At 73.5% G+C, this 12,228-nt stretch carries 18 protein-coding genes; 8 read left to right on the forward strand and 10 right to left on the reverse strand.

Annotated features, from left to right (window positions below):
• Nucleotides 1-2: 2 nt before the first annotated feature.
• The gene (locus B0I33_RS16830; RefSeq protein WP_106179841.1) at nucleotides 3-1,127 is read left to right on the forward strand and encodes a glycerate kinase; all 1,125 of its coding nucleotides are present in this window, start codon (nucleotides 3-5) and stop codon (nucleotides 1,125-1,127) included.
• 54 nt (nucleotides 1,128-1,181) lie between these two features.
• Here B0I33_RS16830 and B0I33_RS16835 read toward each other — a convergent pair whose 3' ends face one another.
• From B0I33_RS16835 to B0I33_RS16860, 6 genes are all read right to left on the reverse strand, one after another.
• Nucleotides 1,182-2,366 (reverse strand): zinc-dependent alcohol dehydrogenase, encoded by a 1,185-nt coding sequence (locus B0I33_RS16835; protein ID WP_106179725.1) that lies wholly within the window; start codon nucleotides 2,364-2,366, stop codon nucleotides 1,182-1,184.
• On the reverse strand, nucleotides 2,363-3,067 hold the full coding sequence (locus tag B0I33_RS16840; protein ID WP_181193330.1) for a dienelactone hydrolase family protein: 705 nt from the start codon (nucleotides 3,065-3,067) through the stop codon (nucleotides 2,363-2,365). Before B0I33_RS16840 ends, B0I33_RS16835 begins: the two co-directional genes overlap by 4 nt.
• Before the next feature lie 54 nt (nucleotides 3,068-3,121).
• Entirely contained in the window at nucleotides 3,122-3,418 is a 297-nt protein-coding gene (locus tag B0I33_RS16845; protein ID WP_106179726.1) for a HesB/IscA family protein, read from the reverse strand.
• Between the two features lie 150 nt (nucleotides 3,419-3,568).
• A complete protein-coding gene (locus B0I33_RS16850; RefSeq protein WP_106179727.1) occupies nucleotides 3,569-4,219 on the reverse strand; it encodes a UdgX family uracil-DNA binding protein in 651 nt (216 codons plus the stop codon).
• A gap of 7 nt (nucleotides 4,220-4,226) precedes the next feature.
• Nucleotides 4,227-4,688 carry a hypothetical protein gene (locus B0I33_RS16855; protein ID WP_106179728.1) on the reverse strand — a complete coding sequence of 154 codons (462 nt, stop codon included), beginning with the start codon at nucleotides 4,686-4,688 and terminating at the stop codon, nucleotides 4,227-4,229.
• Nucleotides 4,685-5,149, reverse strand: a complete 465-nt coding sequence (locus tag B0I33_RS16860) for a hypothetical protein (RefSeq protein WP_106179729.1) — start codon at nucleotides 5,147-5,149, stop codon at nucleotides 4,685-4,687. The genes B0I33_RS16855 and B0I33_RS16860 overlap by 4 nt, the downstream gene beginning before the upstream one ends.
• Nucleotides 5,150-5,408: 259 nt before the next feature.
• Here B0I33_RS16860 and B0I33_RS16865 point away from each other — a divergent pair, with 259 nt between their 5' ends.
• The 6 genes from B0I33_RS16865 (at nucleotide 5,409) to B0I33_RS16890 (ending at nucleotide 8,771) form a co-directional block, all read left to right on the forward strand.
• Nucleotides 5,409-5,834, forward strand: coding sequence for an STAS domain-containing protein (locus B0I33_RS16865; RefSeq protein WP_342750069.1), 426 nt, complete (start codon nucleotides 5,409-5,411; stop codon nucleotides 5,832-5,834).
• Between the two features lie 74 nt (nucleotides 5,835-5,908).
• Nucleotides 5,909-6,394, forward strand: coding sequence for a GtrA family protein (locus tag B0I33_RS16870; protein ID WP_245900752.1), 486 nt, complete (start codon nucleotides 5,909-5,911; stop codon nucleotides 6,392-6,394).
• On the forward strand, nucleotides 6,391-6,762 hold the full coding sequence (locus B0I33_RS16875) for a YidH family protein (RefSeq protein WP_106179730.1): 372 nt from the start codon (nucleotides 6,391-6,393) through the stop codon (nucleotides 6,760-6,762). Before B0I33_RS16870 ends, B0I33_RS16875 begins: the two co-directional genes overlap by 4 nt.
• Nucleotides 6,759-7,058, forward strand: coding sequence for a DUF202 domain-containing protein (locus B0I33_RS16880; RefSeq protein ID WP_106179731.1), 300 nt, complete (start codon nucleotides 6,759-6,761; stop codon nucleotides 7,056-7,058). The genes B0I33_RS16875 and B0I33_RS16880 overlap by 4 nt, the downstream gene beginning before the upstream one ends.
• A gap of 190 nt (nucleotides 7,059-7,248) precedes the next feature.
• Nucleotides 7,249-7,905, forward strand: a complete 657-nt coding sequence (shbA, locus tag B0I33_RS16885) for an RNA polymerase sigma factor ShbA (protein WP_106179732.1) — start codon at nucleotides 7,249-7,251, stop codon at nucleotides 7,903-7,905.
• A 404-nt stretch (nucleotides 7,906-8,309) separates the two neighbouring features.
• Nucleotides 8,310-8,771, forward strand: a complete 462-nt coding sequence (locus B0I33_RS16890; protein ID WP_106179733.1) for an ANTAR domain-containing protein — start codon at nucleotides 8,310-8,312, stop codon at nucleotides 8,769-8,771.
• Between the two features lie 6 nt (nucleotides 8,772-8,777).
• On the opposite strand, the gene B0I33_RS16895 is transcribed toward B0I33_RS16890, so the two are convergent.
• The 4 genes from B0I33_RS16895 to B0I33_RS16910 form a co-directional block, all read right to left on the reverse strand.
• The gene (locus B0I33_RS16895; RefSeq protein ID WP_106179734.1) at nucleotides 8,778-9,761 is read right to left on the reverse strand and encodes a TIGR03557 family F420-dependent LLM class oxidoreductase; all 984 of its coding nucleotides are present in this window, start codon (nucleotides 9,759-9,761) and stop codon (nucleotides 8,778-8,780) included.
• 48 nt (nucleotides 9,762-9,809) lie between these two features.
• Nucleotides 9,810-10,118: a WhiB family transcriptional regulator gene (locus tag B0I33_RS16900; protein ID WP_106179844.1), complete on the reverse strand. Its 309-nt coding sequence runs from the start codon at nucleotides 10,116-10,118 to the stop codon at nucleotides 9,810-9,812.
• Between the two features lie 103 nt (nucleotides 10,119-10,221).
• On the reverse strand, nucleotides 10,222-10,404 hold the full coding sequence (locus B0I33_RS16905) for a hypothetical protein (protein WP_106179735.1): 183 nt from the start codon (nucleotides 10,402-10,404) through the stop codon (nucleotides 10,222-10,224).
• 93 nt (nucleotides 10,405-10,497) lie between these two features.
• Entirely contained in the window at nucleotides 10,498-10,689 is a 192-nt protein-coding gene (locus B0I33_RS16910) for an antibiotic biosynthesis monooxygenase family protein (protein ID WP_106179736.1), read from the reverse strand.
• 135 nt (nucleotides 10,690-10,824) lie between these two features.
• On the opposite strand from B0I33_RS16910, the gene B0I33_RS16915 reads away from it, so the two are divergent.
• The gene (locus B0I33_RS16915; RefSeq protein WP_106179737.1) at nucleotides 10,825-12,192 is read left to right on the forward strand and encodes an HNH endonuclease signature motif containing protein; all 1,368 of its coding nucleotides are present in this window, start codon (nucleotides 10,825-10,827) and stop codon (nucleotides 12,190-12,192) included.
• Nucleotides 12,193-12,228 lie beyond the last annotated feature (36 nt).

A 12,228-nucleotide genomic window follows, 5' to 3' on the forward strand; every position in this document is an offset into this window, starting at 1 on the left:
CCATGCGCGTGGTCGTGGCACCGGACAAGTTCAAGGGCAGCCTGACCGCCGTCGAGGCGGCGGAGGCGATCGGCGCGGGCGTGCGGGACGCCGTCCCCGGCGCCGAGGTCACCCTGTGCCCGGTGGCGGACGGCGGGGAGGGCACGCTCGACGTGCTGCTCGCCGCCGGGGGCAAGCGGGTCGACCTCCGGGTGCGCGGACCGCTCGACGAGCAGGTCGACGCCTGGTACGTCGTGCTGGACGGCACCGCCTACGTCGAGTCGGCGCGGGCGTGCGGCATCGAGTACGTCGACCCGAGTTCCACCACGGCGCTGGCCGCGCACACCTACGGCGTCGGCGAGCTCGTCGGGCACGCCCTCGACGGCGGCGCCCGGCGGATCGTGCTCACGGTCGGCGGCACGGCCAGCACCGACGGGGGCTCCGGCATGCTGCAGGCGCTCGGCGCCCGGGTGCTCGACGCGCGCGGTGAGCCGGTCGGGCTCGGCGGCGGCGCGCTCGGGGCGGTGGCGAGCGTGGACCTCACCGCCGTGCGGCGGCGGCTCGGCGACGCCTCGGTGCGGGTGGCCACCGACGTGACCAACCCCCTGCTCGGTCCGGACGGGGCGGCGGCCGTGTTCGGCCCGCAGAAGGGCGCCACCCCCGCCGACGTCACCCGGCTGGACGACGGGCTGCGGCTGTGGGCGAGTGCGCTGACGCGGGCGGGCACGATCGCGGTGGCGGATCTGCCCGGCGCGGGCGCGGGCGGCGGGGTGGCCGCCGGAGCGATGGCGGCGCTGGACGCGCGGGCGGAGTCGGGTTTCGAGCTGGTGGTGGAGCTGACCGGGGTCGGCGACGCGCTGCCCGGCGCGGGCCTGGTGATCACGGGCGAGGGCTCCCTCGACGCGCAGAGCCTGTCCGGCAAGGCACCCGCCGGGATCGCCGTGCGGGCCCGCGAGCACGGCGTGCCCGTGCTCGCCATCGCGGGCCGGGTGGCGCTGGACCGCGCCCGGCTCGCCGAGGCGGGCATCGCCGGGAGCCGTGCGCTGGTCGACCACGCGCCGTCCGTCGAGCACGCGCGGCGCGAGGCCTACCCGCTGCTGCGCGCGCAGTCGGCGGAGCTGGTCCGGGAGTGGCTGGCCGGCTCGTGAGTGAGGAACGTGGTAAGAACAACGTTTCGCACTCACGAGGGGTGACCAGGCACGTTATGGTTTGAGGACGACCTTGATGGCGCCGTCCTGCTTCTTCTGGAAGAGGTCGTAGGCCCGGGGCGCCTCGTCCAGCGGCAGCTGGTGGGTGGCGAGGTCCTCGACCCCGAGCGGGTCGCCGTCACCGGCCAGCAGCGGCATGATGTCGTCGGTCCACGCGCGCACGTTGGCCTGGCCCATCCGGAGCTGGATCTGCTTGTCGAACAGGTCCATCATCGGCATCGGGTCCACCATCCCGCCGTACACGCCGGACAGTGAGATCGTGCCGCCGCGGCGGACGGTGTCGATCGCGGCGTGCAGCACGCTGAGCCGGTCGACGCCCGCCTTCTCGGTCAGCCGCTCCGCCAGCGGGCCCGGCAGCATGCTCGCGAGCTGCTGGGCGAGGTGGCCGAACGGGGCCCCGTGCGCCTCCATGCCGACCGCGTCGATCACCGCGTCGGGCCCGCGACCGCCGGTGCGCTCCCTGATCTCGGCGGCGATGTGCTTGTGCTGCCGGGCGTCGACGGTCTCGACACCGTGCCGCTCGGCCATGCGCAGCCGCTCGTCCACCAGGTCGACGCCGATCACCCGGCCCGCGCCGCGGTGGCGCGCGATCCGGCTCGCCATCTGCCCGATGGGGCCGAGCCCGAACACGGCGACGCTGCCCCCTTCGGGGACGGCGGCGTACTCGACGGCCTGCCACGCGGTCGGCACCACGTCGGAGAGGTAGAGGAACCGCTCGTCGGGCCCCTCGGCGGGCACCTTGACCGGGCCGAAATGCGCCTGCGGCACGCGCAGGTACTCGGCCTGCCCGCCGGGCACCTGGCCGTACAGCTTCGTGTAGCCGAACAGCGCCGCACCCTTGTCGTGCTCGCGCACCTGGGTCGTCTCGCACTGCGTGTAGAGCTTCTGGTCGCAGAAGAAGCAGTGGCCGCACGCGATGTTGAACGGCACCACGACCCGGTCCCCGGGGGCGAGGCCGGTGACCTCGCTGCCGACCTCCTCCACGATGCCCATCGGCTCGTGCCCGAGGATGTCCCCCGGTTCCATGAAGGCCCCGAGCACCTCGTACAGGTGCAGGTCGGAGCCGCAGATCGCGGTCGAGGTCACCTTGATGACCGCGTCCGTCGGTTCCTGGATCCGCGGATCGGCCACGGTGTCCACTCGCACGTCACGCTTGCCCTGCCAGGTCACGGCCCTCATCGGCGCTCCTTGTCGTCGCTGGCACGTCGGTCCTCAACGGCAGGCGCCCACCCGTCCGCCACACTCCCCGTGCCCGGCAGGTGGGCCCGCAGCCAGAAGGACGCGAGCACCGCGACGCCCTCCAGCGCCTCGCGCTGCTCGAACAGGTGCGTGGCGCCGGGGACGATCCGCAGCTCGTGCGGACCGCCCAGCAGGGCGCCCGCGCGCTGGCTCTCCCGCAGACCCGGCTTGTCGCCCTCCCCCACGAGGAACAGGACGGGAGCCGTGACGCGGTCCAGCCAGGGCCCGGCCAGGCCGGGCCTGCCGTCCCTGACGACGACGGCGTCTATCCACTGTGGATGGTCAGCGGCCGAGACCAGCGCGGCCGCGGCGGCCGCGCCCGAACCGAACAGCGCCAGCGGGAAGTCGCCGGGAACCATCCGGCCACGCACCTCGTCGAGCACGCCCAGCAGGCGCGTGGCGAGCAGGTCGACGTCACCGTGGACGTCGTCCCTGCCCTCCTCACGAGGGTCGAGCAGATCGGCGACGATCGTCGCCAGCCGGTTGTCCTGCAGGGTGCGGACCACCGCGTCGATCCGGGGGCTGTGCCTGCAGACGGCGGAGTCGTGGGCGAGGACGATCGTGCCCGTCGCGTCCGCGGGAACGGTCAGCTCGCCCCGGACCGTCACGCCGCCGGTGTCGGCCGCGATGGGCACGGTCATCGGTGGTCACCTCCTCGCGGCGGCATACCACCGATGACCCGCACCCAAACGGGCTCAGCTCTCCGGCTGCTGCATCACCGCGAAGCTCAGCTGGCCCTGGTCGTCCTGCTGGACGTCGAGGACCTTGTCGTCGAGGAAGGAGGCGGCCTGCGGCTCCAGGAACACCCTGGCTCCGCTCTCGGTGCCGAGCACCTGGTCGCCTTCCTCGGGTGCGGGTGCGACGGAGAGGGCGAGCTGGGCACCCTGGTCCGTCTCCTCCTGGACTGCGAACCGCAGGCCCGCGGCCTCCTGGCCGTCCTGCGCGGTCAGCGCGCTGATCGCCTCGGCGGCAGCGTCGGTCATGGCGAGCATGTCGGTTTCCCTTCGTTGCTTTCCTGGGCTGCTTTCAAAGGCACTGCAGGGCCCACCGTAGGCGTGTCCTGCCGCGCGCGCTCCCCCCACCACGGGTTCCCGGCTTCGGCGCAGATCAGCGGCGCGCGGACCCGCCGTCGGAGTTCGGAATCAGAGCGCACCGGCGACCTCGCGCAGGTCGGCCACCAGCAGTCCGTAGGCTCGCTCGCGCTCGTCGTCCGGGGCGCGGAGCACCGCCGAGGGGTGCGCGGTGGCGAGCACCCGGGGCGGGCGGGGCAGTTCCCCGCCCAGCGCGTCGAGAAGTTCACCCCGCTGGGTGCTCACCCGGAAGGAGGGCCCCAGCAGGGCCTGCGCGGCGGTGGCGCCGAGGCACACGACCACCTCGGGGTCCACCGAGGACAGCTCCGCCACCAGCCACGGGCGGCACGCCACGATCTGCGACCGCGACGGTTTCCTGTGGATGCGCCGCGTGCCCCGCTCGGCCGGGGTGAACCGGAAGTGCTTCACGGCGTTGGTGACGTAGACCGTGCCCCGGTCGATGCCCGCCTCCTCCATGGCCCGGTCGAGCAGCCCGCCCGCGGGTCCCACGAACGGCTCGCCCGTGCGGTCCTCCCGGTCGCCGGGGACCTCCCCGACCATGACCAGCCTGGCGTCCTCGGGTCCGGCGCCGAACACCGTCTGCGTCGCGTCCTGGTAGAGGTCGCAACCACGGCAGCCACGGGCGGCCTCCCGCAGGTCCCGCACCCCGGCGGCGGACCCGGTGTCAGGCAGGTACCGCTCGGCGCCTTCGTACCGGACCATGGCCGGATCAGGTCCGTTCGCCGGCCAGCCCGTCGGCCCACAGCAGGGCGTGGAAGACCGCGTCCAGCCTGGCCAGTGGGTCGGGGTCCGCGGTGACGAGGCCCACCTGGAAGCGGGCGTCGGCGAGGTCGTCGTTGAGCGCCGCGAGGACCGCGCGCAGCACCGCCCGCAGCGCGGGCTGGACCTCGTCGATGGCCACCGCCGCGTCGGCTTCGTCGAGCACGTCGACGGCGTACATCGCGTCCTGGCTCCCGGTCGCGGCCGGGTCCGCCCGCCGCCGCAGCGCGTGCACGATGATCGCGACGAGCTCGAACAGGACCGGCTCGAACAGGTGCCGCTGCGGCGCGCGCCTGCCGACGAGCCCGCCCAGCAGCCCCGCGAGCACGCCGAGGTCGTTGTGCCGGGTGACGGTCAGCATTCGGTCGGTGAGGCTGCGCACGCTGCGCACACCGAGTTCCCCGGCGTTCATTCCTCGTCGCTCCTCGGAGTCCGGATGCCGTCGGCCACCGACCCGCCTGCCAGGTCGGCGTTCTGGCTGCGTTCGGTGCGGCGGGAGCCGGGCTCGGCCAGCTCGTCGTCCGGCGGCACCGGCTCGACGTCCTCCCGGACGTAGTCGATCGACTCGTCGAGCTCGGGGGCGGGAGTGGCCGCGATCGGGCGGTCCGGCACCGCGGGCTCGGAGACGTCCGGGCGCTCCTCGCGGAGCCGCTCGTCGAGGCTCTCCCCCTGCTGCTGCTCGAAGGGCGTCGTGCCGTGCGCGTCGGCCTCGGACCAGTGCTCGGGCGGTTCGACGCCCTCCTCGAGCGGATCGACGTCGAGGCGGTCCTCGTCGAGGTCCTCGGCGCTGTTCAGCGCCGCCGGATCGCTCTCCGCGCCGTCGGGGACCCCGGTGTCCTGGGGCGGGGTCGCGGGGTCCTTGCCCTCGGTCATCGGCCCTCCTCCTCACGATGCGGTGCTCCGGCTGTACCCGCACCCGATCGGGGGCAAACGCCTTTAGCTCCCGTGCGAAATCCGTGTCAAGCCACAGCGGGCAACCTTGCCAAGACTGTGATCGCATCCCTACGGTTGGAGAAGCGGTTGAGCAGACAGCCGTGCCGGGCGAGTCCCCACCGCGCGTCCGCCATACGCGTCCGTGGCACCTCTCCCCGCAGCTCGCCTTCTCCCGTCCACCCATGGAGGGAACTCAATCGTGCACAGCACCGACTCGACCATGTCCACCACCCAGCCGGCGGCCGTGCCCGCCCAGGCAGGCACGGCGTCCCACGGCATGCACATCGACGCCGAATCGCGCGACGGCCTGCTGCTGGCCCGGATCTCCGGCGAAATCGACCTGCTCTCCGCTCCCGAGCTCCGGACGTTCGTGGAGAAGGCCACCCGGGACCACGCACTGGTGCTCGATCTCGACGGGGTCGGGTTCCTCGGCTCCGCGGGGCTCTCGGTGCTGGCCGAACTGGCCGAGAAGGCCGAGAACGGTTCGGGGACCGGCATCCGCTGGGCCGTCGTGGCCACGCGGCGCGTGGTCCTGCGGCCGCTGGAGGCCACCGGCCTGGACGCGCTCATGCCCGTCTGCGCCAGCCAGGAGGAAGCCGTGGCGGCTGTCACCACCGAAGGGTGACGGTCGGCGGCGTCACACCGTTTATACGGTTTCCTAACTTCACACATTTCTGAAACGCCACTACTGTGCTGGGTATGGCGATGTCGTTCCCGGCGTACGCGATACCCGGCACGGTGCGGCGTCCGGTGCCGTCCGGGCGGAGCGCCGGCCTGGGCAGGCACGCCGTGTGGTACGTGGCGGCCGGAGCCGTCACCACCCTGTTGCAGGCGCTGCTGTTCCTCGCGCTGCGCGAACCCCTGGGTTCCCTCGTCGCGAACCTGCTCGCCATCGCCGTGACCACCGTGGCCAACACCGAGTTCCACCGGCTGGTGACGTTCGCGGGCGCCTCCACCCGGCCGGCCCGCGAGTCCGTGCAGGCCATGGTCGCCTTCGCCTTCTACGCCGGCTCCGGCTCGCTCGTGCTGCTCATGCTGCACGGCCTCGCCGACTCGCCGTCGGCACTGCTCGAGACGGTCGCGCTCGGCGTGACGAGCGCCGTGGGCGGGATCGCCCGGTTCCTCGTGCTCCGGTACTGGGTGTTCCCGCACGGCCCGCGGCGTACCGCGAAGATGACCGTGTGACGGGACGAGACGACGACGCCGCGGAGCGCGCCCAGCCGGAGGAGTCGGAGCCGGACTACCGGTTCACGCTGGCCAACGAACGCACGTTCCTGGCGTGGATCCGCACCTCGCTCGGCCTCGTGGCCGGTGGTGTCGCGGTGCACCAGCTGGTGCCCGGCCTGGCCGCCGCGGGCCCGCGCACCCTGCTCGCCACGCTGACCATCGGCCTCGGCGCCCTGCTGGCGGCGGCGAGCTATCCCCGGTGGCACCGCGTGCAGCAGGCGCTGCGCCGGAACCAGCCGCTGCCCCGCAGCTGGCCGCTCGCCGTCCTCGCGGGCGGCGTCCTGCTGATCACGGTGCTCGCCGGCGTCCTGGTCGTGACCGGATGATCGAGGGCCTGCAGCCGGAGCGCACGGGACTGGCGTGGCAGCGGACCGCCCTGGCCGCGGCGGCGGCCGCACTCATCCTGCTGCACTCGGCGGCCCGCTCGGGATGGGGAGCGCTGACCGTGCCCGCGGCCCTCGCCGGTGTGAGCGCCGTCGCGCTCGCGCTCGTCGGCGGCAGACGGGAGCGGCTCCTGCGGCACGAGGACCGGCCACCGCCACCGCGACCGGCGGCGGTGGCCGCATCGGCCGTACTGGTGACCGCCACGGCCGCCGCGGCGGTCACCGCGATCGTGTGGTGACCGTTCGTGCATCCGGGGCAACTTTTGTTGATATCTGGATTACCCGGCCGGGGGCACCTAGGATCACACACAGTGGTCGCCGCGCCGATTGGCTCCCCCGCACCCGCCGGCTCGCGACCCGGAGTCCACCCGGCGCCGTCCTGGACCCTGACGGCGGCACACACGAAGCGACATGGTCTGGGAGCCGGCTATGCACAGTGTTGCCACCCCTGTCACCCCGCCCGCGCCGCCGTCCGGTCGACGCGCGGACGCTGACACCAGCGCCAACTCCCCCGATCGGCTGACGAAGAGCGCGCTGGACCCCGTCGTGCGCGCCGCCGCGACCGGCGACCGCACCGCCGTACGCGACCTCGTGGCCCTGATCAGCCCGGTCGTCGTGCGCTACTGCCGCGCCCGGCTCGGCAGGCGCACGCTCGGCTATCTCTCTGCCGACGACGTCGCGCAGGAGACGTGCGTCGCCGTGCTCCGCTCGCTGCCGGTGTACCAGGACCGCGGCGGCTCGTTCCTCTACCTGGTGCACGCGATCGCCGCGAACAAGGTCGCCGACGCGTTCCGGCTGGCCTCCCGCGAGCGCACCGACCCCACCGCGGAGGTCCCCGAATCGAGCACGGACGGTAACGAACCGGAACGCCGCGCCCTCAATGTCGACCTCGGCCACCGCCTCGGCGGTCTGCTCGAGCAGCTTCCCCCGGCCCAGCGGGACATCGTGATCCTGCGCGTGGTGGCCGGGCTGTCCGCCGCGGAGGTCGGCGAGGCGCTGGGCATCTCGGCGGGCAACGTGCGCACCTCGCAGCACCGGGCGCTGAGCAAGCTGCGGACGCTCATCGCCGGGGAGGACGAGTTCTGAGCCCGCCGGATTCGCGGGCCTGCCCGCTGGTGAGCCGCCCGGCCCGGCGCACAGCGGAGCCCGCTTTCCGGTAGTGTGCGGGCGATCTTTAAAGTGGTCCACGAGCGGTTGAGCAACCAGCCGCAGCGCGCCAGGTAACCGCCGGAACCCCGGCTGGGCCTGGCGCTCGCGCGAAGCGAGACGCTGCGTGCTGCGCCGCCGCTATCTCCCGGCCGGTCGCCGCTGCCGGAGTGTCCTCGCGTCCGCGCGATCTCGCGCCTGCCGACCGAGGGGAGCCACCATGACCCGACAGCCCACGCCGTCCCACCCGTGCCGCCTCCGGGCGCACTGAGCGGGGACGGTCCGACGCGGTGGGATACACCACGGGTAGCGCAGCATCCGAAGGCTCGGGCGGACACGCCGAGTTGAGCGCGCAGGTCGACTCGCTCCAGGAGGAGCTGAACGGGTTGCGCCGCGCGCTCCGCACGCGCGCCACCATCGAGCAGGCGATGGGCGTGCTGGTCGTGTCGCACCGGTGCTCCCCCCAGCAGGCCTTCCGGATCCTCGTCCGGCTGTCCCAGCAGCACAACATCAAGCTGCACCGGATCGCGCAGGTGCTGGTGCGGCTGGCCGCCCGCGTGGAACCGGCGCAGATCGAACCGCTGCTGCGGCGGGCCGCCGCCAGCAACTCCGTGCCGTTCGTCGGGCCCGATGCCCACGAGGACACCGGGCCCGACGAGGGGGTGATCGAGCTCGCCCGCAAGCTCGTGGACGCCGAGGGCGAGGAGGCGGCGAAGGAAGCGCTCACCGCCCTGTTCGAGCTTCTCGTCGACCGTGGCTGGGTGCCGCCCTACGAGGTGCTGGCCGGACTGCGCGTGCGCTCCTGACCGGGCTCACCCGGGGGCGGCCTCGCGCAGCGCGGGCAGCAGCCGCGACGTCGCGGCGTCGAGGAAGCCGTCCTGGTGCTCGCCGCCGACCTGGACGAGCGCCAGATCGGTGAACCCGGCCTCCCAGAACGGCTGGGCGGCCTTCACCACGGCCTCGACGTCGTCGCCGCACGGGATCCCGTTCGCCACGTCGTCCTCCGTGACGAACTGGGTGGCCGCGGCGAAGGCGGCCGTGCCGGGCAGCTCGGCGTTGGCCTTCCAGCCGAGACCGAACCAGCGGAACTGCTCGCGGGCCCTGCGGACCGCCGCCGACCGGTCGCTGTCCCAGCTGACCGGCAGCTGCGCGAGCTTGCGCGAGGGCTCCTCACCGATCCCGCTCCGCTCGGCGTCCCAGGCCCGGCACAGCTCGGCCTTCGGCTCGACGGCGATCATCGCGTCGGCGACCGGCGCGAACCGGCGCACCCCCTGCGGGCCGGAGACCGCCACGCCGATCGGGGTCCGGCGCTCCGGCAGGTCCCACAGTTTCGCCGAGTCGACGCGGAAGTGGCTGCCCGCGAAGTTGGTGTAGCCGCCGTCGAACAGCTCCGCGATGATCTGCACCGCTTCCCCGAGCATCTCGTGGCGGACGTTCACCGGCGGCCAGCCCTGGCCGACGACGTGCTCGTTGAGGTTCTCCCCTGCCCCGAGCCCGAGCGTGAACCGGCCGCCGGACAGGATCTGCATGGTGGCGGCCTTCTGCGCGACGACGGCGGGGTGGTACCGCATCGTCGGGCAGGTCACGAAGGTCATCAGGTCGACCCGCTCGGTGACCTCGCCGACCGCGCCGAGAACGCTCCACGCGTAGGGCGAGTGGTCCTGTTCGTCCAGCCACGGCGAGTGGTGGTCGCTCATCACCTCGAAGTCGAAGCCCGCCCGCTCGGCGGCGGCCGCGTACCGGACCAGATCCCGTGGGCCGGTCTGCTCACACAGGAGCGTGTACCCGAATCGCACTGATTCCCCCTTGTTCGGCCCCCGTTCGGGCCGCTCGCTCGGCCTGCCTCAGCTGGCCGCGGCCTCGAGCTTCTCGAGCTTGCGGCGGCGCGCGATCGCGTCCCGCCGCTCGGTCTCGTCCAGTCCACCCCAGACGCCGAACGGCTCCTGCACCGTCAGCGCGTGATGCCTGCACTCCACGATGACCGGGCAGCTCTGGCAGATACGTTTCGCGCGGGCCACCCGGTCGGCCCGCGCGAATCCGCGCTCTCCGTCGGGATGGAAGAACACGGAGCTGTCGAGATTCCGGCAGTTGCCGTGTCGTTGCCACTCCCAGACCTCCGCCACCGGAGCCGGCAGCCGGGACGTGTCCGCCATCCTGATCACCTCCGTGTCGAAAAAACGCATGTCGTGGGCGCCGGGCGCCGTCACTGGCGCGCGTATACCCCGGGCGTGGAGAACTCACACCTCGAGATCGCGTTCACGCCATCGGCCGCTGCTCGTCCTCGTCGTCGATCGGGACGGCGGCCTGTTGCTCGGCGGCGTCGGCCGGGTTGGCCTCGAACGGCATCGGCGTCTCCGTGGGGTCATCCCCGCCCTCGCGCACCGGGTGCCGCTGCTCCTCCACGTCGGCCTCGGGCTCGAGATCACGCTTGTCGTCCATGGCCGCGGAGGTACCCCGGACGGCGGCTTCCCAATCCCGCGAGTCCCCCGCCCGGCCGCGCGAGCCCCCCGCTCCGGCCCGCGAGTGCCGCACTCAGAACCGCGAGTGCCGCGCCCGGCTAGTCCGGATGGACGTACTGGACGTGCCGGACCGTGCGCAGCGGGACAGCGTCAGCCGCCGGAACCCCGGCATGCCCGCGATGAGGGGCCGAGCCTCGGCGAACGCCGATTCGAACTCGGCGGCGCGACCGGGCTTCACGTGCAGCAGGGCGTGTTCGAGGAGCACGGGACCGTTCTCGCAGCCGGCACGCCGTCACGTTCGGCCGAGGCCGGGACCTTGCTGCTCCAGTGGTGGCGTGCGGCGGGGCACTTCACCTGATCGTGTCGAACATATGTTCGAGTATCGTGCTAGCCTGGGAGCGTGTTCGAGTCCACCAGTCTCCCCGCACCGGCTGAGCCATGGCGGCTCAGCGACCACCAGCTGGCCACCGCGCTGGTCGAGCAGGAGCGGGTGCTGCGCCGCGCGCACGCGCACATCCTGCGGCTGCTCGCGGAGGGTGAGCGGCGTGGTCTGGGCCGCGCGCTGGGCTATCACGGCATGGCCGGACTCCTGCGCGAGGAACTGCACCTGTCCGCCCGGGAGGCTCGCGCACGCCTGGCCGACGCGGCACACACCCAGCCGCGTTCCGGCCTGTCCGGGGAGACGCGGCCCGCCCCGCTGGCCGACGCGGAGGTGGCGCTGGCGGCCGGGGCGATCGGGCCGGAGCACGTGCGGGCGCTCGGCGAGATCGTCGACCGCTGCCCCGCGGCGCTGCCGGACGCGGCGCGGGCGGCCTCGCTGCGCACCCTGCTGGATCTGGCCACGCAGGCCTCCCCGGACGAGGTGCGCCGCGCCGGGCGCCACCTGCTCGCCTACTGGCAAGCCGACGGGCAGCCGCCCGGCGAGCGCGACCTCGCCACACCCGCCCGGACGTTCCGCTACCGCCACCGTCGCAACGGCGACCTGGAGTTCTCCGGCACCCTCGACGCCGAAACCGGCGCGACCCTGGAGGGCCTGTTCGGTCCTCTCGCCAAACCGCGCCCCGCAGGCGAGAACGGCGCGCCGGACGACCGGACCGCGGAACAGCGACACGGAGACGCGCTCGCGGAGATCATCGAGTGCGCCGCCCGCGCCGACGACCTCACCGTCCAGGGCGGTGAACGCGCCGTACTCACCGCCACCATCACGGTGACCGAGCTCGAGAACCGAGCCAACCGCGCCGTGCTCGACGTCCCCGGCCACACCAGCCTCGACCAGCTCCGCAGACTCGCCTGCGAAGCCCGCATCGTGCCCGCCATCCTCGGCAGGCACGGGGAGCCGCTCCACCTCGGCCGCGGCGCCCGCCTGGCCACCACCGCCCAGCGCCGGGCACTGGCGCTGCGCGACCGCGGCTGCGCCTTGCCCGGATGCGACCGGGGACCGAAGTGGACCGTGGCGCACCACGTGGTGGCGTGGCAACACGGAGGGACCACCGACATCGACCTGCTGGTGCTGCTGTGCGCCCGGCATCACCGCGTCATCCACCACACCGACTGGCAGGTCCGGATCAACCCCGCCGACGGACTGCCCGAGTTCGTCCCGCCGACGAGGATGGACCCTCACCGCAGACCGTTGCGCAACGGCGCACACCACGCGGCCAGCACCGCCGCGGCGGCACACCTACCGTCAGCCCGGCCGGACGGGCGAACGAACTCGCGGCGGCGCGCCCGGGGCCAGTGCGCCGGGCGGGCGCGAGCACCCGCGCCGTGACGTCACCGCACCCCGTCTCGTGGCGGTATCCCTCGC

The sequence above is a fragment of the Prauserella shujinwangii genome, assembly GCF_003001955.1.
GTDB classification, from domain to species: Bacteria; Actinomycetota; Actinomycetes; order Mycobacteriales; family Pseudonocardiaceae; genus Qaidamihabitans; species Qaidamihabitans shujinwangii.